Source organism: Bradyrhizobium sp. SZCCHNS3016 (assembly GCF_032484535.1).
Classification (GTDB): domain Bacteria; phylum Pseudomonadota; class Alphaproteobacteria; order Rhizobiales; family Xanthobacteraceae; genus Bradyrhizobium.
Map to the genome: position 1 here is coordinate 876,335 of NZ_JAUETE010000001.1, position 23,937 is coordinate 900,271.

The following is a 23,937-nucleotide window of genomic DNA, read 5'->3' on the forward strand; positions in this document are numbered from 1 at the left end:
TTCCCCCGTACCCCGTCGTCCCGCAATCTCAGTCGATGATGAAGCCGAAGCCGGCCGGCTGCCCCGTGGCCGCGTCGACCCTGGCGGCGATGCCGTACAGGCGGTTCATGCGGCCGAGCAGCGCCGACTCCGAGTCGGTGGCCGGCGCGAAGCCGTCGTCCGGACGCGACAGCTCCTTCTGGGCGACGGCGCGCACGACATAGGGCGTCACCAGCACCATCAGCTCGGTCTCGTTGTTGACGTAGTCCTGGCTGCGGAACAGCTGGCCGAGCACCGGCAGCTGATTGAGCCCGGGCAGGCCGTTGATCGCCTGCTTGGTCTGGTTCTGGATCAGGCCGGCCATCGCCATCGAGCCGCCGGAGGGGATCTCGACCGTGGTCTCGGCGCGGCGGGTGCGGATCGCGGGGATCGTCACCGACGAGGTCGAGGCCGAGGTCAGCGCATACGACACCGTGATCGCATTGTCGTTCGACAGCTCCGACACCTCCGTCATCACCCGCAGGCTGATGCGTCCTTCGCTGAGCACGACGGGCGTGAAGTTGAGCGAGATGCCGAACTTCTTGTAGGTGATCGAGGTGCTGCAGACCCGCGTGGTGGGATCGCAGGAATAGCCGCCGGGAATCGGGAATTCGCCGCCGGCGATGAAGGTCGCGGATTCGCCGGAGATCGCGGTCAGATTGGGCTCGGCCAGCGTCTTGGTCACGCCCGCCGTCTCCATCGCGCGCATCGTCGCCGAGACCGACGACAAGCCGCCGCCGGTGGCGGAGAGGCCGTTGGTGCCGACCAGCGACCTGCCATAGGCGGTGAACGGGTTCGTGTTGTTGAAGTTCACGACCGCGGTGCCGTAGGTCATGCTGGCGCTGAGATCGATGCCGAGCTGCTTGACGATCTCGCGCCGGACCTCCGACACGTTGACCTTCAGCATCACCTGATCGCGGCCGCGCACGACGATCGAGTTGACCACCTTGTCGGCACCGCCGACGAGGCGAGCGGCGATCTCGCTGGCCTGCTGCGCCTCGACCGGGCTCGACACCGATCCGGTCAGGATCACGCCCTCGCCGACGCCGTCGATCTTGACGCCGGGAATGCTCTGGCTCAGCGCCTGGCGCACGCCGTTGAGATCGCGCTTGATCGCGATGTCATAGGCCGCGACCTGCTGTCCCTCGCCGTCGAAGAACACGACGTTGGTCTGGCCGACCGCCGCGCCGATGATGTAGGCGCGCCGGGCCGAACGGACGACGGCGTTGGCGACCTTGGGATCGGCGACCAGCACGTCCTTGACGTCCTGCGGGAAGTCGACGACCATGGACTTGCCGATGCCGAGCGAGAGGAAGCGAACCTTCGACGACCCGACCGACACCACAGGCGTCTCCAGCCTGTCGTCAGCCGCCTTCACCGGCGTCAGCGCCGGATTGAGCGCGAGGCCGATCACGGCCGATGTCGATAGCGCGCGGACGATCCACGTTCCGAACTTTGCGCGTTGATGCCCACCCATCATCTTCCTCGTCCTTTCGGTCACTTCTGCGCCGTGAGCGAGCTCGTGATCCCATAGCGAATGATCTCGATGGCGCTGCCCCGTCGCGCCATCTGCTGCTGCGTCTCGGTCTTGTTGCCGTCGGCGGCGTTCACGTCGGCGATGCTGCGCAGCGCCAGCGCCAGCGAGCCGGCCTGTCGCGCGCGTGCCAAAGTCTCAGCCTGCTCGGGCTTGAGCTCGAGCGTCACCGTCTTGCCGACGACGGTGTTCTGGCCTTCCTTCTCCTTCGGCGCCTGGTCGATCGCGAGCACGCGGACGTTGGAGAGAATGATCTCGGAGCTGACGAAGTCGGCGGCGCCGGGCTTGTCCGGGTTCTTGTCGCGTTTCGACAGGATGACGTCGACGCGGTCGTTCGGCAGGATGAAGCCGCCGGCGCCGGTCTCGGGCGAGATCTCGGTGGAGATCGCGCGCATGCCTGCAGGCAGGATCGCCGCCATGAAGCCGGAGCCGTCCGCCTTCACCAGCTTCTGCTCGCGGATCGGCTCGCCGATCACGAACGGCGAGCGGGCGATGGTGCCGACCAGCTGATTGGCCGCCTCGGGACGGTCGCCGCGCCGGATGAAGATGTTGCTCGCGGCCTCGGGCCAGGTCTGCCAGATCAGGTCGCCGGGCTTGATCGCCTGACCGAGCCCGATGTCGTTCTTGGCGACCAGCACCTCGACCGTCGGCAATTGCACGACCGGCGCCGCCGGCGTCTGCCGCTGGCCGTCGGAATTGCTGACCAGATAGGCCGCAACGCCGCCCGCGCCGAGAGCGATGGTTAACACCACGATGCGTGCGGTCATCATACGCGTGACTACTTTGCTTACTCATACGCCTGGGGCGACGCGCGAGCCGACTGACAGCCGTTCCCCTCACTTACGACTAAGCGGCAATAGTATATGCGAAATTGAACAGCATAGGCGGCAGCCGCTGCCGTGCGGACCGATTGCGCAAGTGGTGAACAGGTTGTTAGCGAGCAAATAGCGAAACGACACGAACGTGTTAGCTGTTTGCTGGCAGCGCGGTTGCTCGCGCTGATAGTTGCTCGCCTGATTGAATGAAATTGTGAGTTGCAGCCGCGCCTCGGTGGCCGCGCGTTAGGATGAATCATTGACTAATCACGTTGAACGCGAACGCACGCTCATCGTGAGACGGTGTGCGTCGTGACGCGATCGCGCCGCGGCTGATGCGATCAGCCGTTCGTGCCTGGGACGAACACGTGCCGCGCCCCACCGTAATCTGACGGGCCGGCATTTTCAGAAAGCGGAAACGGGTTGGACATACGATTCCGTTGAGCGGGATTTCCGTTTCGGATTCAGATTTCCTCAAGAATTTGCGCGCACGGTCCGGGCATGGCGGCTTTGCCCAATTCGATTTAGTTTGACCGAAAATGCACGCAGAAATTGCAACAGGCATATCGTGCCTCGGCGGGGGCCGGGCCATCGTCGGGGACATCATGGGTTCGAGGGGAGACGTGCAATGTCGGTTGCTCGATTCCTGAAGCAGCGCGCGGTCAGGATTCAGACGGTCGGGTCCTACACGCTTCCGAACTGGTATTCCCCGGAAGGACGGCTGCGATCCTTCGCCTGCCGCACCACGCGGGTGTCGCCGTTTCGCGCGCTGCTCGAGGTGCCCGTGGTCGGCAAGGTCGGCGATCGTCTGACCTCGTATTTCCGCGACTTCGGCAAGTTCGAAGGCGAGATCAGCGACACCGTGCATGGCGGCTTTCTGCTCGAGCTGGAGATGACGCGCGCCGAGCGCGCCAAGCTCGCCGAGAAGCTGGTCTGGCTGGAGAAGAAGCAGAAGGATCCGTCGATCCGCGACTCCCGCCGCGATGCGCGCTTCGTGCCGAACTCGCCGCATTCGGCGCTGACGCTCGCCGACGGCCGTTGCATCCCGTGCTTCGTGATCGATGCCTCGATGTCGGGCGCGGCGGTCTCGGCGGAGATCCAGCCGGAGATCGGCACGCCGCTGGCGGTCGGCAGCTGCATCGGCCGCGTCATCAGGCATTTCCCCAGTGGCTTCGCCGTCCGCTTCGTCGACCAGTTGGCCGGCGCCAACGAGCTCGAGCGGCGGGTGATCACGCCGCCGGCGCGCCCGATGCGGCGGAAGCTCGTGGCCCACGGCGATGACCGCCTGATCGGGGCGCCCGAGGACTTCTTCTTGGTGTGACGGCGGCGCTCCTGCGGCGTTCGACGGCGGCCGCTCCGGCCTGCGCGGTTTCGCGTATGGAGCGAAGGCGGAAATCGCGGCATGGGAACTGGCGGCCGTCCGCACGGTTAACGCGATGTTAATCGGCATCGTGACAGCTTGCGCGTGCCGGGTGCATTGCCAGGAGGACCAGTCCCATGGAGGCCCAGAAGACCGCGGTGGATGCCATCGTCGTCCTGACCGGCTGCGACCGCGATGCGGTGACCGTCTTCATCCGGCGCATGTATCTCGCCGGCGTCCGGGACCCCAAGCGGCTGACCTTCAAGGGCCTGCAGGAGCTGACGCGGGCTTAGCATGATTACAGCCGGGGCCGGCGGCTGTTGCAGCCGGGTCACGCCGCAGAACTTTCAACCCCGATTCCCGTTCACAACCCATGTGCGAAGGGATGCGGCCGGCCGCGCTTGCGGCTAAATTGAGGCGCTTGGCCGGCATCAGAGCACCCCTTCGATCTCGCCCAGAAGGCGACACATCTGCGCAACACGCTCTGAGCGGCCGGATCATGGGTCCCGGACATGCTCAGACAGCTCTTCGCGCCACAGCTCATCGGCCTCTACATCCTGATCGGGGCCACCCTCTACGTCCACTTCCGCGGCAAGCAGCGGCTGCGCTTCGCCCGCCAGCTCGGCGACCACTCGACCTATCTCGCCCCCTACAACGTGCTGATGTATGCGGGCTCGGCCGTGCCCAACACGCCGGTGATCCCGGTCGAGCAGTTTCCCGAGCTGAAGACGCTCACCGACAATTGGCAGGAGATCCGCGAGGAGGCGGTGCGGCTGTTCGACGATGGCTTCATTCGCGCCGCCGCCGCCAACAACGACTGGGGCTTCTATTCGTTCTTCAAGAGCGGCTGGAAGCGCTTCTATCTGAAATGGTACGACGACTTCCTGCCGTCGGCGCGCACGCTGTGCCCGAAGACGGTGGAACTGCTCAACTCCATCCCGAACGTGCACGGCGCGATGTTCGCAATGCTGCCGCCCGGCGGCAAGCTCGGCGCCCACCGCGATCCCTTCGCCGGCTCGCTGCGCTATCACCTGGGGCTCGTCACGCCGAACTCCGACAAGTGCCGCATCCTCGTCGACGGCGTGCCCTGCGTCTGGCGCGACGGCGAGGCCTTCATGTTCGACGAGACCTTCATCCACAGCGCCGAGAACGCGACCGACCAGAACCGCATCATCCTGTTCTGCGACGTCGAGCGCCCGATGAAGCTCGGCTTCATCGCCGCCATCAACCGCTGGGTCAGCCACCACATCGTCAAGGCCTCCGCCACGCAGAACGTCGAAGGCGAGCACGTCGGCGTGCTGAACAAGGTGTTCGGCAAGCTGTACGAGTTTCACCTCGCGACGCGGAAGGTGAAGGCGTGGAACAGGACGGTGTACTATGCGGCGAAGTATACGCTGACGGTGGCGATCGTCGGGGCGATCGTGGTGTCGGCGTTTCGGTGAGGGGCGGGCGAGTAGGGCGGATTAGCGGAGCGTAATCCGCCGCTGTTGTTCACGGATGAACGGCGGGTTACGCCTGCGACTAACCAGCCCGACGGCATCTATTGACCTTTTTCGGTTCGCCAGGTGTCGTGAACAACCCTTCGGTGCCGCTCTTCGTGCCGTATCCGTGACGCAGGAACCTATCGCGCAGCGCGTGCGACAACCGTTCCCGATGGCCGCGGCTGACGGCGCTTCGAGTTCGGCCATTCATCCCATGTGCGGCCGTCTAGCGTGCGACCCGTCTTTTTCTTGTTCTTTCCACCCCACTGCTTGAAATGGAACGGCACGTCGGCGGCGACGCATTGGTCGCGTATCGACCGAACCCATTCTAGCGGCATAGGCCGCGCGCCCGGTCCGCTTTCGCCGCCCGCGATGGCCCAGTCGATGCCTCTCAGGTCCATCTTTTCCAACGGCCCGAGCAGCGGCTCCAGGCTCAAGAATTTGGTCCTGGCCTGGGTCCGGCGAAGATGACCAATTCTGAAAAGATAGTCCGCGCTCTCGACCGATACGCCCATCCACACGTTGTCCGGCCAATGGAGCTTCTTCGATAGCTCCTCGAGACGTTCGGCGCGCTTGGTAAGCACCTGATACGTGTGCTGCGGCGTCTCCTCCATCACCATAAAGACCTTCTGAACGAATGCGAGCGGCACCCTGTCATGGAATAGGTCAGACATTGAATTCACGAATATCAGCCGGCCCCTCTTCCACTTGCGCGGGATCTCCAACGAGGAAGGGTCTATTTTCACCACGCCGTTCCACTTCGCCCTACCACCGGATTGCCGCGTTGTGCCCACGTACTTCTCCTGCCCCATCACAGCCAGGCGCGCCGCGAGCCGCATAGCGTAGCAGTTCGTACAACCAGGCGAGAGGATCGTGCATCCTGCGACCGGGTTCCAAGTTGCCTCGGTCCATTCGATCTTCGAGTTCGTGGCCATTACTTATTTTCCTTCTTCGGGAACGTCACCACGACGTCGTCGGCGAAAGTCCCCTTGCGCCGGTTTGGCTTGCTGGTAGTGATCTTCTTCGCGGCATCGAGGATGTTCAGCGCGTCTTTATAATTCTTTTCGACGAATGGATTTATGCCGAGCGCCTTCTGGTGTTCCCGGTGAATCGCCTCCATGGTGAGTTTTCTGCCCGCGAAGAACTCAAGGAGCTCATCACACAGATCATCGAGAGGCCGGTTCAGGAGGCTCAGGAGCGGCGTCTTGTCGCTCGCCGAACGCACATACCCGAACCGCGCGATGCCCTGGTTCTTGTCCTCGCTCGCCTTGTACATGATGTTCTTCATGATCCCGTATCCTAGCGGGTGCTTGGTCACGAAGATGAGGTAGTGCGACGTCCGATCTCTCTGCTCGTATTCAAACACGTAGGGAATGATATACGAATAGCCGCGCTCCCGGAGTGCCTCCGCGAATTCTTCAATGATGAGCGCCTCGCGGTTCTCCGGATGCATACCGGACGTCAGCTCCCGCAGGCGGTCGGCTCGGTCTTTGCCGAATAGCGCGTCTACATGCTTCGTCACCTTCGGATTAGTCAGAGCGGCATTGATACGGTCGAAGGGAAAGAACAGGACCATGTCCGAGCCCCATCCCTTCATCAAGGCTTCGAGGAGCTCAAGCGTAACGCCCTTGTAGCCGAATGGGTCGATGAAGCTGAACGCCGGCACCATGTTTATGCTACCGAACGCCTTCACCAGTTCGTCATCCACCTCTCCCGTGCGGATCTGGAACTTGTGCTTCAGCGTGTCGATGCCCGGAAGAGCGAGGATGTTCTTCTCAAGCTCCGCCGTCCGGGCAGTATCCTCGTCGTTGAAAACGGCGATCATCTTGTCTCTCAGGTCCGGCGTCGCGACGACATGCTCCAGCACCTGGAGAGGTGTGGAGACCGATCCGTCCTCGTACTTGCCAGGCCCGCAGAAGAGGTCGATGTAGGCTAGGCGCGGGTCCGTCTTGTCCTGAACCTGGCCAGCCATAATTCTGGCCCAGGCCTTGAAGTACTTGACGACGATCGTAGACTTGATCCTCGACTGAGCCTTCTGGTCCTCAAAAAATTCCGGTCTCTTCGCCACCGATGTCCTCCCGACAGGGCGCGGGCGAATCGCAATGCAGCTCACGGTAAGGCTGACGGGCAAAGAAAGCTATCCGTCCTTAGGGGCCGCACGGCGCTTAGTCTGACCCGTCGGGCAAATCGCATCCCTCATCCAAAGTCCTGTCAAGGTATTCTGAAAAACAAAAATCTCTTGATGGCTTCTGCAAATCAGCATTACAGTCCGCCCATCCCGTTGCACGGTAGGGGACGGTTCGCGGTCGTCACGGACGTTGGCAGCGGGGAGCGGTGGACGCGGGCGGCGCAGTGTGATGAGCACGGACGAACGCTGGCCTGCGGACGGTGAAGGCGCGTGGTTCTGATACTCCGATGCTAGTATCCAGCGCGATGCGCGATAAGCGCATTGCGCGACATGGTGGCCAGAAAGCCCGGTGCACCAGGAAGAGCGCGCTATAGCCTGTTAAAACCATCGCGCGGGGAAGGCCGGGTCTGTCCGGCTGTACCTGTGGTGACTGCCGCCTGCTTTTTTTCTGCAGGCGGGCCACGGGCCTCAGCCGAGGTCCGGCCTTCCTCGCGCCCTCCATTCGGTGAGGGTGGGACTTTCGGGCATAGCTCGGGCGCGGAATGCGTCGCGAGAGGTGGGTGCTCATGCCTGACTCAGCCCTGCATGCTGTTTGAGATTGTGGATCAGACGATACCGCGAGCGCGGTGCTCACCCTCCCCTGGAGGGGGAGGGTCGATCGCACGCGAAGCGGGCGAGCGAGGTGGGGTGATTTCTCCGCGGGCACGAGCGTCCATGGAGAGATCACCCCACCCCGCCTCACGTGTCGCTGCGCTCCTCGTGAGGCGACCCTCCCCCTCCAGGGGAGGGTGGAGCCCGGTCATCAGCTGTGGTCGGGCGCGGTGATCAAGCGCGGGCGGAGCAGGGGGTGTGCGGGCCTTGTCCGTCGGGGACGCGACGTCTCGCCGCGGAGACGGTGAGCTCCCCTCCCCCTTGCGGGGAGGGGTTGGGGGTGGGGGTCTCCGGGCGCTGAACGATATGAGGAGCGCGTCCGATCTTTCCTCTTGGACGGCGCTTCGGGGGCGCGAGGACGCAGATGGGCCGAGCTACGCGTTGGAGCGCCGATGTGAGAGTTGATGACGTTGCGCGAGTTTGTCTCGGTCGATCGAGAGAGCGGGATTCGTGGACCCCCACCCCCGACCCCTCCCCGCAAGGGGGAGGGGAGTGGACCGTCCGTGGCGTCGGCAGCGTGTCCGCCTTCGGGCAGGATGACCAACGAAAAGGCCGCGCACGGCGCGGCCTTTTTGAAAGCGATGTCTGCAAGCAAGGGGCAGGCCGCTGCCTTCAGGCAGCCGCCGCTCAGGCCGCCGCAGGCCCGATCGAGACCTTCAGCGTGCCCACGCCGTCGACGCCGCATTCGATCTTGTCGCCGGGGACGATCGCCGCGACGCCCGCGGGCGTGCCGGTCATGATGATGTCGCCGGCGGCGAGCTCGACCTGCTGGGAGAGCTTCCAGATGATCTCCGGCACGTTCCAGATCAGCTCGGAGAGGTCGCCCTTCTGGCGCTCGGTGCCGTTGACCGACAGCCAGATCTTGCCCGTCGCGGGGTGGCCGATCTTGGCCGCGGGCACCACCGCCGAGCAGGGCGCGGAATGGTCGAACGATTTGCCGACCTCCCAGGGGCGCTGCATCTTGCGGGAGGCGAGCTGCAGGTCGCGGCGGGTGAGGTCGATGCCGACGGCGTAGCCGTAGACGTGGTCGAGCGCCTTGTCGGTGGGGATGTTGAGGCCGCCGCTCTTCAGCGCGACCACCAGCTCGACCTCGTGATGCATGTCCTTGGTCAGCGGCGGGTAGGGGATCACGGCGCCGTCCGGCTCCAGCATGTCGGCATGCTTGGCGAAGAAGAACGGCGGATCGCGCTCGTCATTGCCCATCTCGCGGATGTGCTCGAGATAGTTGCGGCCGACGCACCAGATGCGGCGAACGGGAAAAACGCCGGCTTCGCCCACCACGGGCAGCGACGGTTGCGGCAGGGCCGGAATGACGGTGGAGGCGCTCATGAAACGATCTCGGGTGCGGTGAAATGGGCGGGTCAGGAGGTGGCGGTCATGGGGATGACGTTCGGCCCCATGTCGCGCTGTTGCAGGCGGAAGAACGAAGCATAGCGGCCGCCACGGCGCAACAGATCGTCATGCCGGCCGCGCTCGACGATGTCGCCGGCCTCGACCACCAGGATGGCGTCGGCGTTCATGATGGTGTGCAGGCGATGCGCGATGACGATGGTGGTGCGATTCTGGCAAAGATGCTCGATCGCTTCCTGCACCTGCCGCTCCGACTCGGAGTCCAGTGCCGCGGTGGCCTCGTCGAGCAGGATGATCGGCGCGTTGCGGATCAGCGCACGCGCCACCGCGATGCGCTGGCGCTGGCCGCCGGAGAGCTGGGTGCCGTGCTCGCCGACCGGCGTGTCGTAGCCGAGCGGGAAGCTCATGATGAAGTCGTGCGCGCAGGCGGCCTTCGCCGCCTCGATGATCTCGGCCTCGGTCGCGCCCGGCTTGCCGAAGGCGATGTTGGCGCGGATCGAGTCGCGGAACAGGTAGACGTCCTGGCCGACATAGGCGGCCTGCTCGCGCAGGGAGCGGCGCGACACGTTCGAGATCGACTGACCGTCGATCAGGATGTCGCCTTCGGTCGCCTCGTAGAAGCGAAGGAGCAGCGCCAGCACCGTCGACTTGCCGCCGCCGGACGGGCCGACCAGCGCGGTGACCTTGCCGGGCTCGGCGACGAAACTCATGCGGTTGAGCACCGGCTCGTTGTCGCGATAGGCGAAGGAGACGTCGCGCAGCTCGATCCTGGCCTGCGTCAGCTTCAGCGCCGGCTTGTCGTCGTCAGGCTGCTCGCTGGCGGGGCTGTCGACCACTTCGAGCAGCATGCGCGCGCCGACGAGCTGGCTGTTGAGATCGATGTTGAGCCGCGCCAGCCGCTTGGCCGGCTCGGTCGCCATCAGGAAGGCGGTCATGAAGGAAAAGAACTGGCCGGGCGTGGCGTTGAGCGCGACCACGGCATAGCCGCCATACATCAAACAGCCGGCGACCGCGAAGCCGCCCAGCATCTCCATCAGCGGGTTGGAACGGTTGGAGACGCGGGCCATCTTGTTGGCGTTGCGCTCGACCACCGCGATGTTCTCGTCGATGCGGGCGCGCATCGCGTCCTCGAGCGTGAACGCTTTCACGGTGCGGATGCCCTGCAGCGATTCCTGCATCGTCTCGAGGATGTCCGCATTGCCGGTGAACTGGCTGTGGGCGAGGCCCTTGATGCGCTTCACCAGCTTGCGCAACACCAGCATGGCCGGCGGCACGACGACCAGGCCGAGCAGGGACATCCAGGGATCCTGCGCGACCATCACGGCGATCATGCTGATGAGCAGCAGCAGGTCGCGGCCGATCGCGTTGATCAGCATGGTCAGGACGTCGGTGATCGACTTGGCACCGGCGGTGAGGCGCGCGAGGAACTCGGACGAGTGACGCTCGGAGAAGAAGCTGATGCTCTCGCTCATCAGCTTGGCGAACAGCTGGCGCTGGTTGTTGGCGAGGATCGCGTTCGAGATTTTCGACAGGATGACGGCGTAGCCGTAGGTCGAGACGCCCTTGACGAACAAGAGGAGCACGGTGACGCCGGAGAGCACCGCGATGCCGGGGATGCTCTTGTCGACATAGGCCTTGTTGATGACCTGGCCGAGGATGTAGGCGGCGCCGGCGCTGGCGCCGGCCGAGACCGCCATCAGCGCAAAAGCGGTGAGATAGCGACGCCAGTAGAGGATGCCCTGTTCCATCACGAGGCGGCGGATCAGGATCGCGGCGCCATAGGGATCGTCGGTGATCTTCTTCGGAAATTCGGCCATTCTGGTCCCTGGCCGCCGGGACAAATCGCCGGGCGGACAGCAGTGCTTGCCCGCTCGGGGCGGCTTTTTCAAGCCCCCCGGCGTCCGGCTAAGTCGTTGATTCTAGGCCGAGGCCCGCTGCAGCGTGCCGCTGTGGCGTTCCAGGAACAGTTTCTCCTCCCAGGTCAGGGCGTGGGCGGCGATTGTTTCCAGATCGTCATAGGTCGGGGTCCAGTCGAGCAGCGCCTTCAAACGGCTGGTGTCGGCGACCATGCTCATGATGTCGCCGGGGCGGCGCGGCGCGTATTGGACGGGAATGGCGCGGCCGGAGACGCGCCGGACGGCCTCGATGGTCTCGAGCACGGAATAGCCGCGGCCGTACCCACAATTCAGCGTGACCGAGCCGCCGCCGGTGCGCAGATAGGCCAGCGCGGCGCGGTGCACCTGGACGAGATCGCAGACATGGATGAAATCGCGGATGCAGGTGCCGTCGGGGGTCGGATAGTCGGTGCCGAAGACGTCGATCTTGGCGCGCTGGCCGGTCGCGACCTCCATCGCGATCTTCATCAGATGCGTCGCGCCGACCGTGGCAAGCCCGCTGCGTCCGAACGGATCGGCGCCGGCGACGTTGAAGTAGCGCAGCACCACGTAGTTGAGGTCATAGGCCGAGGCGACGTCGTGCAGGATGATCTCGGCCATCAGCTTCGAGGTGCCGTAGGGCGAGGTCGGACGGGTCGGCGCGCTCTCGGGCACCGGCACCTCGTCCGGATTGCCGTAGACGGCCGCGGTCGAGGAGAACACGAAGCGGCTGACGCCGCGCTTGACCGCCGCATTCAACAGGCTGCGCGTGGTCATCGTGTTGTTGCGGTAGTAGAGCAGCGGATCGCGCACCGATTCCGGCACCACCACCGAGCCCGCCAAATGGATGATGCTGTCGACGCCGTGCTGGCTGATGACGCCATCCACGAGATTTTCATCGCCGGCATCGCCGATGAACAGCGGTACGCCGTCCGGGACGAATGCGGAAAAGCCGGTCGAGAGGTTGTCGATCACCACGACGCTTTCGCCGGCTTCCGCCAGCGCCAGCACCATGTGGCTGCCGATATAGCCGGCGCCGCCGGTCACGAGCACGGTCATTGTTTGACGCGATCCCTGCTTGTTTTCCGGCAAACTAACGCCGGCGAAGTGAAGGACCTCTTGCGTGCATAGCGAACTGGCGGCGATGCTTAATGTTGCGTATAGGGAACCGCTGCAATTGGAGTGAGTGGTGCAAGCCGAGCGTGTTTCTGCCGCCGATCTCGACGTGATCGTGCCCAACCTGCACCGGCGCTATTCCGGCGTGACGGCGACCAACCGGATGGTGGCGCCGAAGCTGGCGCAGCGCGTGCGCGCCGCCTGGCTCGGTTCATACGCGCCGGATGGGATTGCGCGGATCGGTGCGAGCGGTCTCTTCAAGCTGTGGGGTCGGCGGCGGCCGCTGATCTGGCACGCGCGCCGCAACAACGAGATGATCGTCGGCGTGATCATGCGCGCGCTCGGCTGGCCGTTCAAGCTGGTGTTCACCTCGGCCGCGCAGCGCCATCACAGCTGGATCACGCGCTGGCTGATCCGCCGCATGGACGCGATCATCGCCACCAGCGACATCTCGGCGTCGTATCTGAAGCGCGACGCGACGGTGATCACGCATGGCGTCGACACCGAGATCTATACGCCGCCAGCGGATCGCGCCGCGGCCTTCGCCGAGAGCGGACTGCCGGGAAAACATGCCATCGGCTGCTTCGGCCGCGTCCGTGCGCAGAAGGGCAGCGATGTGTTCGTCGCCGCGATGTGCCGGCTGCTGCCGCGTTTTCCGGATTTTTCCGCCGTGCTGGTCGGCGCCGTGACGCCCGAGCAGATGCCGTTCGCGAGCGAGCTGAAGAAGCAGATCGCCGCCGCGGGCCTGGAGCAGCGCATCGTCATCACCGGCGAGCTCGACATCGCCGAGGTGCAGCGCTGGTACCAGCGTCTCACGATCTACGCCTTCACCTCGCGCAACGAAGGCTTTGGTCTCACGCTGATCGAGGCGATGGCGGCAGGAGCGGCGCTGGTCGCGGCGCGCGCCGGCGCGGCGGAGATCGTGGTCGAGGACGGCATCACCGGCGTGCTGGTGCCGCCGGGCGACGTCGATGCGCTGGTCGCTGCGCTCGAACCGTTGATGCGCGATCCGGATGCGGCGCGGGCGATGGGCGAGCGGGCGCGGCAGCGCGTGGTGGAGAGGTTCAGCCTCGAGGCCGAGGCCGACAAGATCGCCGCCGTTTATCGGCGACTGGTCTGAGCGATGATGTCGGCGACGAACGCATCGAGATCGCCGCCGGCGAACAGGAAGCCGGGCAGGCCGGCCGCCTCGGCGGCGGCGATGTCCGAGGTGCGGTCGCCGATCACGAAGCTGCCCTCGCGCCTGATGGGCCAGTGCTGCATCAGGTCGAGGATCATGCCGGGCGCCGGCTTGCGCCAGGGATGCTCGCGCAGATAGCGCTCAACCGAGCCTTCGGTGTGGTAGGGGCAATAGCGGATGTCGTCGATGACAGCCCCCTGCGCCGCGAGCTCCGCCCGCATCCAGTCGTGCAGACCCATGACGTCGTCTTCGCTGAACAGACCGCGGGCAACTCCGGACTGGTTGGTGAAGAGGAAGACGTGATAGCCGGAGTCATTGAGACGCCGGATCGCGTGGGCCACATTCGGCATCCAACGGATGCGCTCGCGCGAGCCGATGTAGTTGTCGTCGTGATTGATGACGCCGTCGCGGTCGAGAAACGCCGCCGGCTTGAGCTGAGCAGTCGTCATCTAGCCCTCGTCCTGCATCAGCGCCGCTTCGATCACCTCGCAGATGCCGTGCGCCGTCGCGAGGTGGATCTGCTGGATCAGCGGCGTGTCGTCGCTCGGCGCGACCAGCAGCTCGTCGCACGATTCGCCCATCGCGAGGCCTTTGGCGCCGGTGAAGCCGACCGTGACCAGCCCGCGCTCGTGCGCCTTGCGCAGCGCATTGAGGATACTCGGCGAGCGGCCGGAGGTCGAGATCGCCAGCAGCACGTCGCCCGGTGTACCGAGCCCTTCGACCTGGCGAGCGAAGACGTGATCGAAGCCGTAGTCGTTGCCGATCGCGGTCAGCGCCGAGGTGTCGGTGGTCAGCGCGATGGCGGCGTAGGCCGGCCGCTCCTGCTTGTAGCGGCCGACGATCTCGGCCGCGATGTGCTGGGCGTCCGCCGCGCTTCCGCCATTGCCGACGATGAGCAGCTTGTGGCCGCCGCGCAGCGCCGCGATGATCCTCGCCGCGATCCGTCGGGCGCTGGCGAGCATCGCGGCATCGTCGGCGGCGCGCTCCATGGCGGCGCGGGAGCGGGCGAGATGGTTGGCGATCGGGTCGGGTGCGCGGGTCACGTGGCGGCTCGGGTTACGTCAGGGCCGGTGTATGGGGCGCGGTGCCGCTTCGCAAGCTAGTGCGCGACCGGTATCGCCGCGTCGGCAAGGATCCGCTGGGCGATGGTGACAACATCGGTCGCCGGAATGTCGCGCATGCAGCGGTGGTCGTTCATCCGGCAGACCGGGCGGTGGCAGGGCTGGCAGGGGACCTGTGTCCTGGTCTGAACCGTCGCCGCAAGACCGTTCAGCGGCGCCCAGTGGTAGGGGCTGGTCGGACCGAAGATACCCATGGTCGGCGTCCCCAGCGCCGCGGCAATGTGCATGAGCCCCGAATCATTGGAGATGGCGACGCCGGCCGCGGCCATGGCCAGGATACCGTTGCGCAAGTCGGTTCCAGTCAGGTCGCGGACGGCCGGTCCGCCGGTGGCGACGATCTCGGCGGCCAGCGCCTTTTCGCCGGGGCCGCCGACCACCCAGACGTCGAGGCCGGCCTCGCGCAGCAGCCGGGCCGCCTCGCCGTAATAGGGCCAGCGCTTGGCGGCACCCACCGATCCCGGTGCCAGCGCCACGGCCGGGCGGTTCCCCAGGCCATTGGCCTCGCGCCAGCGCGCGACGTCCTCAGGCGGCACCCGGAGCTGCGGTACCGGCCATTCCGGCGGCAGCGGCGCCCCGTCGGGCAGCGCCAGCGCGGCATTCTTGTCGATGAAGCGGGGCAGCGCCTTCTCGCCCCAGCGCCAGCGGTTGAGCAGGCCGAAGCGGACCTCGCCGACGAACCCCACCCGCTCGGGGATGCCGGCCAGCGCGGGCGCCAGCGCCGATTTCCAGGTTCGCGGCATCACCAGGGCGGTCTGATAGTGACGTTCGCGCAACATCGCGGCGAGCTGCCATTGCCGGCCGAGCGCCAGCCGGCTGCGCGGCAGATCCCAGACGATGCCGGAGCGGACCCCGGGCATGTAATCCACCAACGGCGCGCACAGCGAGGTCACCAGCAGGTCGACTGGCCGGTTCGGCCAGCGCTCCTTGAGCACCCGCACGACGGTGTGGCCGCGCACGAAATCGCCGATCCACATATAGGGAATGATCAGGATCGGGCTGGTGTCCGCCGCGTCCACCTCGACCTTGGTCGAATTCGAATTCATTCTTTGTCTGCCTGGCTTTGGCGCGCTGGTAGCCGCTCGGCCGCCGCAGGTAAAGTGGGCCGAGCGAGCCGACACCAAAGCGCTTACACTTTGCCGTCGCATGCGCTACGCGAGGGCGGGGTTTTCGGGATCAGGACGGGTTGCTCAATGTTGCTGGTGACCGGCGGCGCCGGGTTTATCGGATCGAATCTGGTTGCGGCGTTGAACGACGCGGGACGCACGGATGTCGTCGTCTGCGACACGCTCGGCAGCGAGGGCAAGTGGCGCAACCTCGCCAAGCGGCAGCTGGCGGACGTCGTGCCGCCATCCGATCTGGGCGAATGGCTGAGGGGCCGTCGGCTCGACGCCGTCCTGCACATGGGAGCCATTTCCGCCACGACGGTCACCGACGGCGACCTCGTGATGGAGCAGAATTTCCGGAGTTCGCTGCGCCTGCTCGACTGGTGCACCGAAAATTCCACGCCGTTCATCTACGCCTCGTCGGCGGCGACCTATGGCGACGGCGCGCAGGGCTTCGTGGATGATCCGTCGCTGGCGGCGCTGAAGACGTTGCGGCCGATGAATCTCTATGGCTGGAGCAAGCATCTGTTCGACATGGCGATCGCTGCGCGCGCCGAGCGCGGCGAAAGGTTGCCGCCACAATATGCCGGGCTCAAGTTCTTCAACGTGTTCGGTCCCAACGAATACCACAAGGGATCGATGATGAGCGTGCTGACCCGACGCTTCGACGACATCAAGGCCGGGCACACCCTGCAACTGTTCAAGTCGCACCGTGAAGGCATCGCCGATGGCGACCAGCGCCGCGACTTCATCTATGTCGACGACGTCGTCCGCGTGATGCTGTGGCTGTTGGCCTCTCCCTCCGTCTCGGGCCTGTTCAACGTCGGCACGGGACAGGCGCGCAGCTTCAAGGACATGATGGTGGCGGTCTATGCCACGCTCGGTGCGACACCCCAGATCGAGTACATCGACATGCCCGAAGCGATTCGCGGCAGCTACCAGTATTTCACCCAGAGCAAGGTCGACCGGCTGTTGGCCGCCGGCTACAACGGCGGCTTCACGTCGCTCGAGGACGCGGTCGCTCGCTATGTCCGAGACTATCTCGATTCCGCCGACCGCTTCCGCTAGACGATCTGGTTCTGACCACTCACCGAGACTGCCGCTGATGTTCGACTTTGACGATCTCTCGCAAGCGATCGCCCGCCAGACGGTGCTGTGCATCGGCGACCTGATGCTGGACGAGTTCGTCTATGGCGAGGTGTCGCGGATTTCCCCCGAGGCGCCGGCGCCTGTCATCGCGGTCCAGCGCAGCGAGACCAATATCGGTGGCGCCGGCAACGTGGCGCGCAACATCGCCGCGCTCGGCGCGCGCTGCATCTTCGTCGGTCTCGTCGGGCAGGATGCGGCCGGCGACCAGCTGGAGGCCGAGCTCGCCAAGGAGGGCGGCATCGAGAGCGTGCTCGTGCGCGATCCCTCGAGGCCGACGACGCGCAAGGTGCGCTTCGTCTCCGAGCATTTCTCCACCCACATGCTGCGCGCCGACTGGGAGCGCGCCTCACCGGCGATCGGCGAGGTCGAGCAGAAGCTGATCGAGGCCATCCTGCCGCTGATTGCGCGGGCCGACATCGTGCTGCTGTCGGACTACGCCAAGGGCGTGCTCACGGCGCGCGTCCTGCGCAACGTGATCGACGCGACGCGCAAGGCCGGCAAGCGCGTGATCGTCGATCCCAAGAGCGCAAATCTCGCGATCTATCGCGGCGCGAGCGTGCTGACGCCGAACCGCAAGGAGTTTTCGGAAGCGACCCGCAGCCGGGCCGAAACCGAGCACGAGATCGCCGCGGCCGCGCAGGATGCGATCTATCTCGCCGACTGCGAGGCGATCCTGGTGACGCAGAGCGAGCGCGGCATGACGCTGGTCCCGCGCGAGGGCGATCCGATTCACGTGCCGGCCTATCAAGTGAAGGTGCGCGACGTCTCCGGCGCCGGCGACACGGTTGTTGCCGTGCTTGCCGCGACGCTCGCGGCCGGCGCCGCCTGGGCGGATGCGTTGCGGATGGCGAGCGCCGCTGCGGCGGTGGCCGTCAGCAAGCACGGCACCGCCAGCGTGACATCGGCCGAACTGCGCGGAAAGATCCTGCCGCATGCCTATCGTGCCGCTGAGGAGAAGATCATCGAGAGCGATGACGAACTCGCCGCCCGTGTCGAGGGGTGGCGGGGAGAGGGCCTGCGCGTCGGCTTTACCAATGGCTGCTTCGACATTCTGCATCCCGGCCACGTCAAGGTGCTGACCGCGGCGCGCGCCGCCTGCGACCGTCTCGTGGTCGGGCTGAACAGCGATGCCTCGGTCAGGCGGCTGAAGGGCGAGAGCCGCCCGGTTCAGGACGAGCGCGCGCGCGCCGAGGTGCTGGCCGCGCTCGAGGCGGTCGATGTCGTCGCCATCTTCGCGGAGGACACGCCGCTCCGCTTGATCGAGCTGGTCCGGCCAAGCGTGCTGGTCAAGGGCGGCGACTATACGCGCGAGCAGGTCGTGGGGCACGAGATCGTCGAAGCCGCCGGCGGCGAGGTGATTCTGATCGACATCCTGAAAGGGCACAGCACGACTGCGCTGGTCGATCGCGCCCGGAGCGAGGCGCGATGAGCGCGCTGGCAGGTCATCCCGGCCCAGCGCTGCTGGCGCGCCGCTGGCGCGATCCGGCGGCATGGCGCACGACGGTCGATGTCGTGGCGATCTTGCTCGCGGCGTCGCTGCCGTGGTCGACCTCGCTGGTGTCGATCCTGGGCGTGGTCATGCTGATCACGATGCTGCCGTTTCTCGACGTCGAGCGGCTGCTGCAGGTCCTGAAGCGGCCGATCTCGCTGGCGCCGATCGCGCTCTTCCTGTTGGCGCTGGTCGGAACGCTGTGGTCGGACGTGGCGTGGGGCGCGCGGCTCTACGCGGTGGGACCGGCGGCGAAGCTTCTGGTGCTGCCCGCGCTGCTCTACCATTTCCAGCGGTCGGAGCGCGGCCTGTGGGTCTTCACCGCGTTTCTCGCCTCCTGCGTGCTGATGGTCGTGATGTCGACCGCGGTCGCGTTCAATCCCGCGCTCGCGCTCAAGGCCAATGCCGACCGCGGCATCTTCGTGAAGAACTACATCGACCAGGGCCAGGAATTCTCGCTCTGCGCCGTGGCCCTGGCCTATCCGATAGCCCAGTTGCTGCGCGCCCGCCGCTTCGTGCCGGCCGGCCTGCTCACTGCGATCATGATCGCGTTCCTCGCCAACATGATCTTCATCGTGGTCTCGCGCACCGCGCTGGTGACGATCCCGATCCTGCTCGCGGTGTTCGGGCTGATCCATTTGAAATGGCGCGACAACCTGCTGATCGCGGCCGGTGCCCTTGCGCTGGGTCTCGCTGCATGGACCGTATCCCCGCAATTGCAGGGCAAGGTGGCGACGTTCACGAGCCAATATCAGGACTACAGGAACGATCGCGCCGTCACGTCGATCGGCGAGCGGCTCGAATTCTGGCGCAAGTCATTGCGGTTCTTGGCCGACGCGCCGCTGATCGGACACGGCTCGGGCTCGACGCGTCACTTGTTCGAGCTGGCCGTGAGCGGGTCGCGCGACCTCTCCTCAAGTCAGGTCGTCGGCAATCCGCACAATCAGACGCTCTACGTCGCGGTCCAATGGGGAGCGCTCGGGATCGTCATTCTCTACGCGATGTGGGCCGTGCACCTCCTGCTGTTCCGCGGTGACGGGCTGGTGCCCTGGATCGGACTTCTCGTGGTCGTGCAGAACATCTTCACCTCGCTGTTCAACTCCCACATCTTCGATTTCCACGAGGGGTGGATGTATGTCATCGGCGTCGGCGTGGCCGGCGGCATGGTGCTGCGATCGAGGATAAAGCCCGATGCGGAGCCCGTCACAGCATGACGCGCCTCTCGCAACTCACCTCCCGAAACCTGCTGATCGCCGCGCATGACCTCCTGGTCAGCGTCGTCGCGCTGTTCGCGGCGTTCTATATCCGCTTCGAAGGCGCCAGCACCTTCTGGGAGCGGGTGCCGCTGCTCTTGCAGATCCTGCCGTACTTCATCGCCTTCAGCTTCGTCGTCTTCTACTTCTCCAACCTTCTGACGACGAAGTGGCGGTTCATCTCGTTGCCGGACGCGCTGAACATCGTGCGGGTCGCGACCGTGCTGACGCTGGCGCTGCTGGTTCTCGACTACATCATCGTCGCGCCGAACGTCCGCGGCACCTTCTTCTTCGGCAAGCTCACGATCATTCTCTATTGGTTCCTGGAGATCTTTGCGCTAAGCGCGCTGCGTTTCGCCTATCGCTACTTCCGCTACACGCGGGTGCGACGGCACGCTCGGTCCGAGGACGCTGCCCCTGCGCTCCTGATCGGCCGTGCGGCCGATGCCGAGGTCGTGCTGCGCGGGATCGAGAGTGGTGCGGTCAAGCGCATCTGGCCGATCGGCATTCTCTCGCCGTCGACCGCCGACCGCGGCCAATTGATCCGCGGCGTGCCGGTGCTGGGCGGGATCGACGATGTCGAGGACGTCGCCGCCGACTTCGCCCGTCGCGATCGGCCGATTGCGCGTGCCCTGATGATGCCGACGGCCTTCGATCCGGACTGTCATCCGGAGACCTTCCTGATGCGGGCGCGCCGGTTGCGCCTGATCGTGAGCCGCCTGCCGTCGCTGGAGAGTGGCGATGCGCCGAGGCTCGCGCCGGTCGCGGTCGAGGACCTCTTGCTGCGGCCGAGCGAGAAGATCGACTACGGCCGGCTGGAAGCGCTGGTGCGTGGCAAAACCGTCGTGGTGACCGGCGGCGGCGGCTCGATCGGCGCCGAGATCTGTCAGCGCGTGGTTGCGTTCGGGGCGGCGCGGCTGCTCATTCTGGAGAATTCCGAGCCGGCGCTCTATGCGATCACCGAGGCGCTCGCGGCCGATCCCGAGGCGAACGTCGCCGTCGAGGGGCGCATCGCCGACATCCGCGATCGCGACCGGGTGTTCGCGCTGATCGGCGAGTTCAAGCCGGATCTGGTCTTCCACGCGGCGGCGCTGAAACACGTGCCGATCCTCGAGCGCGACTGGAGCGAGGGCGTCAAGACCAACATCTTCGGCTCCATCAACGTGGCCGATGCCGCGGTGGCCTCAGGCGCCGAGGCCATGGTGATGATCTCCACCGACAAGGCGATCGAGCCGGTGTCGATGCTCGGCCTCACCAAGCGCTTCGCCGAGATGTACTGCCAGGCGCTCGATCGCCAGCTCGCCGACCGGCCGACGGGACGGCCGCCGATGCGGCTGATCTCGGTGCGATTCGGCAACGTGCTGGCGTCCAACGGCTCGGTGGTGCCGAAGTTCAAGGCGCAGATCGAGGCGGGCGGCCCCGTCACGGTGACGCACCCGGACATGGTGCGCTACTTCATGACCATCCGCGAGGCCTGCGATCTCGTGATCACGGCGGCCTCGCATGCGCTGGCGCCGCAGCGCCCGGATGTCTCGGTCTATGTGTTGAACATGGGCCAGCCCGTCCGCATCGTCGATCTGGCCGAGCGCATGATTCGCCTGTCCGGCCTGCAGCCCGGCTACGACGTCGAGATCGTGTTCACGGGCATCCGGCCCGGCGAGCGCCTGAACGAGATCCTGTTTGCGAGCGAGGAGCCGCCGGTCGAGATCGGCGTCGCCGGCGTCATGGCGGCGACCCCGAACGAGCCTCCGATGCAGACGCTGAAGGCATGGATCGCGGCGCTCGATCAGGCGATCGCGCGCAATGATCCGGTGACGATCAAGTCGGTGCTGAAGGATGCGGTGCCGGAATTCGGCTCGAGCGCGGCCTGAGTCTTCAATGGCGCCGCCGCGAGAAGCGGCTCAGCACCCAGGTGACGGCGCCGAGACCGAAGACGAGCAGGATGGCGTCGACCGTCATGGAACGCTGCGCGACCGAGATGGCTGCGAGCGTCGCAAGCATGACATTGAGGATGAACACTTCGCCGACCACGCCCGTGACGGTAAAGCCGTTGTCGGTGGCGCGCTGATAGAAATGCGTGCGGTGCGCGGCCCAGAACGGCTCGCACCGCGCCATCCGCCGCAACAGGGTGAAGGTGGCGTCGACCAGATAATACAGCGGCAGCAGCAGCGCGGCGGCCACGTAGCCCTGCCAGGCCAGGTGGAGCAGGCCCCAGCCGAGCAGGAGCCCGATCGGCAGGCTGCCGACGTCGCCAAGAAAGACCTTCGCCACGGGACGGTTGAATGGCGCGAAGCCCAGCATGGCGCCGCCAAGTGCGGCGGCGATCGCCGTTGCCGGCCACGGCAGCAATCCGGACACGCCGAACAGGGCGAGAGTCGCCGTGATCGGCACAGCCTCGGCCACGGTCATCAGGTCGAGACCGTCCATGAAGTTGACCAGGTTGACGAACCACAGGCCAGCGATCAGCAGCAGCGTGCGCTCGATCGCCAGCGGGATCTGAAAGAGTCTGAGATCGTCCGGCGCGGTGAAGACCACCACGCCGACGGCAAGCCCCTGCAGGACGAACCGCGGCAGCACGGGAATCGGCCTGATGTCGTCGACAAGGCCGACCAGCGCCAACATCGGCACCGCGACGAACAGCACGAGCAGCGGTGCAAAGCCCATCACGGATGCAAAGGCGCCGCCGACCACGAGCGTTGCGCCGACGACGGCAATGCCGGCGCCTTGCGGCGTCGGGATCTTGTGCGACGAGCGCGCATTCGGCCGCGCCAGCGCATAGCGCTGCAGCACCGGGCGCAGCAGCACGATCAGCACACCGCACATCGCGGCCGCGAGCACGGCAATGGTGACGAGAATTGCGACTGGATGGGCGATCATCCGCGCGCGTCCGGCGCCGAGGTGAGGCGGTCATAGAGCGCGACCACTGAGCGGCCGATGATCCTGGCCGAGAGCTTGTCCTCGACCAGTTGACGGGCCGCCGCGCCATAGCGGGCGCGCAGCTCGGGCGAGGTCGCCAGCTGCGCCATGGCCTGCGCCAGCGCGGGCGCGTCCTCGACCGGCACGGAGAGGCCGGTCTGGCCGTGGATCGCGATCTCGCGGCAGCCGGGTGCATTGGTGGAGATCAGCGGCCGGGCGCAGGCGGCGGCCTCCAGCAGGCTGACCGGAAGTCCTTCGCGATGCGACGGCAGCACGGCGACGTGGCAGCGGCGCCAAAGCTCGGTGATGTCCTTGATCTGGCCGAGCAGGGTGATGCCGGGTTCCTTCCGCCAGGCCTCGACCTCCTCGGCCGAGACCGAGGCAGGATTGGCCGGATCAGGCGAGCCGGCGATCAGCAACTGGTCGTCGCGGCCCAGCTGGCGCAGCATGCGGTGCGCAGCGACCAGGGCGCGGACGCCCTTGTCGGTCAGCAGCCTTCCTGCGAAGCCGAAGGTGATCGGTCCGTCCGGCTCCGGCAGCGGCTGGAAGCGGTCGGTGTCGACGCCTGAGCCCGGGATCAGCGTGATCTTGTCGCCCCGGACGCCCATGGCTTGAAGCGCGTCGCGATCATCCGGATTCTGCACCAGCACGCAGCTCGGTGCCCGGTTCATCAGCCGGGGCAGCAGCCACAGCAGGCCCTGCTTGAGCAGACGCGAGCGCCAGCTCGCCGACGTGAACACATAGCCGAGGCCGGTCATGGCATTGACGACCGGGGTGGTGCGTCCGAGCGCGGCAAGCGATCCGAGCACGCTCGATTGCAACCCGGAATGATGCACCACATCGGGGCTGATCGCAGCCTCGACGGCGCGGATCGCGCGGATCGTGGGCAGGGCTGATGACGGCGACAGCCCGCCGCGCTGGAATGGGATCGGATGCAGCATGAAGCGCTCGGCGGCGATCGCGGCGGCGCCGGCATTGACGTTGGTCGCGACATGCACCTCGTAGCCGGCCTCGCGCGCCGCGCGCGCCATCGGCAGGCGATGCATCAGGAAGGCGTAGTCCTCGTTGGCCACGTAGAGCAGGCGGCGCGGCGAAGGGAAGCGGGGCGGGGACATTCGGCTCACGGTCTCAGGCTGTCAGGGCGCCGTATACGGCAAGCCGACGCCGTCGGCGAGGGGTTAGATGTACGCGAGAAAATGCCTGCGTGTTACCGGCCACATTCGGCGCCACGGCATCTCAGACACTTCGCCGGTGACGACAAGACCATTGCGGCGGCAGCGAGAACCAGCGATCCCCTCGGCATGCCAGCACGCCGACGAGGATGACCTTGCCCCTGGGGCTTAATCCAGTTTGAAGTTCGTTCTGGCCCCAACGAGGACCAGAGCATGAAGCGCAGCCG

Annotated in this window: 20 protein-coding genes; 8 read left to right on the forward strand and 12 right to left on the reverse strand. The window is 66.0% G+C overall.

Translation table 11 applies throughout. The annotated features are described in order from the left end of the window. Nucleotides 1–28 precede the first annotated feature (28 nt). Both QW881_RS04205 and cpaB read right to left on the reverse strand, forming a co-directional pair. Entirely contained in the window at nt 29–1,498 is a 1,470-nt protein-coding gene (locus QW881_RS04205) for a type II and III secretion system protein family protein (RefSeq protein WP_315759135.1), read from the reverse strand. A gap of 17 nt (nt 1,499–1,515) precedes the next feature. Then, nucleotides 1,516–2,322 (reverse strand): Flp pilus assembly protein CpaB, encoded by an 807-nt coding sequence (cpaB, locus tag QW881_RS04210; protein WP_315759134.1) that lies wholly within the window; start codon nt 2,320–2,322, stop codon nt 1,516–1,518. Nucleotides 2,323–2,995: 673 nt separating this feature from the next. Here cpaB and QW881_RS04215 point away from each other — a divergent pair. The 3 genes from QW881_RS04215 (at nt 2,996) to QW881_RS04225 (ending at nt 5,169) form a co-directional block, all read left to right on the forward strand. Beyond that, a complete protein-coding gene (locus QW881_RS04215) occupies nt 2,996–3,688 on the forward strand; it encodes a PilZ domain-containing protein (RefSeq protein ID WP_315759133.1) in 693 nt (230 codons plus the stop codon). 176 nt (nt 3,689–3,864) lie between these two features. Next, nucleotides 3,865–4,020 carry a hypothetical protein gene (locus QW881_RS04220; RefSeq protein ID WP_315759132.1) on the forward strand — a complete coding sequence of 52 codons (156 nt, stop codon included), beginning with the start codon at nt 3,865–3,867 and terminating at the stop codon, nt 4,018–4,020. Nucleotides 4,021–4,239: 219 nt separating this feature from the next. Further along, a complete protein-coding gene (locus tag QW881_RS04225) occupies nt 4,240–5,169 on the forward strand; it encodes an aspartyl/asparaginyl beta-hydroxylase domain-containing protein (RefSeq protein ID WP_316158006.1) in 930 nt (309 codons plus the stop codon). Between the two features lie 179 nt (nt 5,170–5,348). On the opposite strand, the gene QW881_RS04230 is transcribed toward QW881_RS04225, so the two are convergent. From QW881_RS04230 to galE, 5 genes are all read right to left on the reverse strand, one after another. After that, nucleotides 5,349–6,143, reverse strand: coding sequence for a phage Gp37/Gp68 family protein (locus tag QW881_RS04230; RefSeq protein WP_315759130.1), 795 nt, complete (start codon nt 6,141–6,143; stop codon nt 5,349–5,351). After that, a complete protein-coding gene (locus tag QW881_RS04235) occupies nt 6,143–7,276 on the reverse strand; it encodes a three-Cys-motif partner protein TcmP (RefSeq protein ID WP_315759129.1) in 1,134 nt (377 codons plus the stop codon). The genes QW881_RS04230 and QW881_RS04235 overlap by 1 nt, the downstream gene beginning before the upstream one ends. Nucleotides 7,277–8,614: 1,338 nt before the next feature. Further along, complete coding sequence (locus QW881_RS04240) at nt 8,615–9,316, reverse strand: fumarylacetoacetate hydrolase family protein (RefSeq protein WP_315759128.1); 702 nt, start codon at nt 9,314–9,316, stop codon at nt 8,615–8,617. A 32-nt stretch (nt 9,317–9,348) separates the two neighbouring features. Further along, nucleotides 9,349–11,154 carry an ABC transporter ATP-binding protein gene (locus QW881_RS04245; protein ID WP_315759126.1) on the reverse strand — a complete coding sequence of 602 codons (1,806 nt, stop codon included), beginning with the start codon at nt 11,152–11,154 and terminating at the stop codon, nt 9,349–9,351. Nucleotides 11,155–11,256: 102 nt separating this feature from the next. Next, nucleotides 11,257–12,270, reverse strand: a complete 1,014-nt coding sequence (gene galE / locus QW881_RS04250) for a UDP-glucose 4-epimerase GalE (RefSeq protein ID WP_315738944.1) — start codon at nt 12,268–12,270, stop codon at nt 11,257–11,259. A 130-nt stretch (nt 12,271–12,400) separates the two neighbouring features. Here galE and QW881_RS04255 point away from each other — a divergent pair, with 130 nt between their 5' ends. Continuing rightward, on the forward strand, nt 12,401–13,447 hold the full coding sequence (locus tag QW881_RS04255; RefSeq protein ID WP_315759125.1) for a glycosyltransferase family 4 protein: 1,047 nt from the start codon (nt 12,401–12,403) through the stop codon (nt 13,445–13,447). Here QW881_RS04255 and QW881_RS04260 read toward each other — a convergent pair. The 3 genes from QW881_RS04260 to waaF all read right to left on the reverse strand — a co-directional run bounded on the left by QW881_RS04260 (nt 13,429) and on the right by waaF (nt 15,671). Then, nucleotides 13,429–13,956 carry an HAD family hydrolase gene (locus QW881_RS04260; RefSeq protein ID WP_315759124.1) on the reverse strand — a complete coding sequence of 176 codons (528 nt, stop codon included), beginning with the start codon at nt 13,954–13,956 and terminating at the stop codon, nt 13,429–13,431. The two genes, QW881_RS04255 and QW881_RS04260, sit on opposite strands and share 19 nt — an antisense overlap. Continuing rightward, nucleotides 13,957–14,496, reverse strand: coding sequence for a D-sedoheptulose 7-phosphate isomerase (locus QW881_RS04265; RefSeq protein ID WP_409999047.1), 540 nt, complete (start codon nt 14,494–14,496; stop codon nt 13,957–13,959). A 110-nt stretch (nt 14,497–14,606) separates the two neighbouring features. Then, nucleotides 14,607–15,671, reverse strand: coding sequence for a lipopolysaccharide heptosyltransferase II (gene waaF / locus QW881_RS04270; RefSeq protein ID WP_315759122.1), 1,065 nt, complete (start codon nt 15,669–15,671; stop codon nt 14,607–14,609). 147 nt (nt 15,672–15,818) lie between these two features. Between waaF and rfaD the strand changes: the two genes are divergently transcribed. Genes rfaD through QW881_RS04290 form a run of 4 tightly spaced genes read left to right on the forward strand, consistent with a single transcriptional unit; the run spans nt 15,819 to nt 21,493 of the window. Then, a complete protein-coding gene (gene rfaD / locus QW881_RS04275) occupies nt 15,819–16,799 on the forward strand; it encodes an ADP-glyceromanno-heptose 6-epimerase (protein ID WP_315759121.1) in 981 nt (326 codons plus the stop codon). A 37-nt stretch (nt 16,800–16,836) separates the two neighbouring features. Next, complete coding sequence (gene rfaE1 / locus QW881_RS04280) at nt 16,837–18,309, forward strand: D-glycero-beta-D-manno-heptose-7-phosphate kinase (RefSeq protein ID WP_315759120.1); 1,473 nt, start codon at nt 16,837–16,839, stop codon at nt 18,307–18,309. Further along, complete coding sequence (locus QW881_RS04285; protein ID WP_315759119.1) at nt 18,306–19,583, forward strand: O-antigen ligase family protein; 1,278 nt, start codon at nt 18,306–18,308, stop codon at nt 19,581–19,583. Before rfaE1 ends, QW881_RS04285 begins: the two co-directional genes overlap by 4 nt. Then, nucleotides 19,580–21,493, forward strand: coding sequence for a nucleoside-diphosphate sugar epimerase/dehydratase (locus QW881_RS04290; protein WP_315759118.1), 1,914 nt, complete (start codon nt 19,580–19,582; stop codon nt 21,491–21,493). Before QW881_RS04285 ends, QW881_RS04290 begins: the two co-directional genes overlap by 4 nt. A 4-nt stretch (nt 21,494–21,497) precedes the next feature. Here the strand turns inward: QW881_RS04290 and QW881_RS04295 are convergent, their stop codons facing one another. Further along, entirely contained in the window at nt 21,498–22,499 is a 1,002-nt protein-coding gene (locus tag QW881_RS04295; protein ID WP_315759117.1) for a glycosyl transferase, read from the reverse strand. Beyond that, nucleotides 22,496–23,653 (reverse strand): glycosyltransferase family 4 protein, encoded by a 1,158-nt coding sequence (locus QW881_RS04300; protein ID WP_315759116.1) that lies wholly within the window; start codon nt 23,651–23,653, stop codon nt 22,496–22,498. Before QW881_RS04300 ends, QW881_RS04295 begins: the two co-directional genes overlap by 4 nt. Nucleotides 23,654–23,937: the final 284 nt, after the last annotated feature.